A 713-nucleotide genomic window follows, 5' to 3' on the forward strand; every position below is an offset into this window, starting at 1 on the left:
CCGGCCAGGCCGGCCAGGGCCAGCCGCGGCATCGCCTCGCGCGCGACGTTGCCGCGCACCGCCAGGAACACCGCGTCGACGCCGCCCTCCGCCTGGGCGTAGGGGCTGTAGTCGGCGATCCCTGCGCTGGCGATGCCGGTGACCGTCGCACCGTGCTCGGCGAGGTGGTTGCGCAGCGCATCGACCGCACGACGCTGGCTGTCATCGCTGCCGGCGATCACCAGCACCCGTCGTGCCCCGCGCTCCAGCAGCAGGCCGGCGGCCGCGATGCCCTCGTCTTCGGGCGACAGCGAGAAGCTCGCGTTGCCCGCCGGCGGGACGTCGCCGGCGCGGTTCAATGCCAGCACCGGCACGGCCAGGGCGCCGCGGTTGAACAACGCGCCGACCTCGTCGCGGCCGAGCGGGCCGACCATGAAGTCGTTGCCTTCACCCGCGGCACGGTCGTAGGCGGCCAGTGCACCACCGGCGGTGCCGTGGGTGTCGTAGAAGCGCACTTCCGGGCGGCGGCGGGACTCGCCGTAGTAGCCGGCCAGCAGGCCGTCACGGACCGGTGCGGCCGCTGCGGAGAGGTCACCCGACAGCGGCAGCAGCACTGCCAGCCGCACCGGCGGTCGGTAGCCGTCCGCCTCGGCCGGCGGGCGAGCGCTGGCATCGAACTGCCACGCGACCCGGTCGAACGGGCGGGGCAGCGGCAGCCCGCGACGCAACAGGGC

Annotated in this window: 1 protein-coding gene; it reads right to left on the bottom strand. The window is 75.3% G+C overall.

Translation table 11 applies throughout. The features are described 5' to 3' along the window. The coding region (locus ACKVMH_RS13575; RefSeq protein WP_412700675.1) for a penicillin-binding protein activator at positions 1 to 713 on the bottom strand (713 nt) is incomplete at both ends.

This window comes from Lysobacter zhanggongensis (genome assembly GCF_046638635.1).
GTDB lineage: Bacteria > Pseudomonadota > Gammaproteobacteria > Xanthomonadales > Xanthomonadaceae > Novilysobacter > Novilysobacter luteus.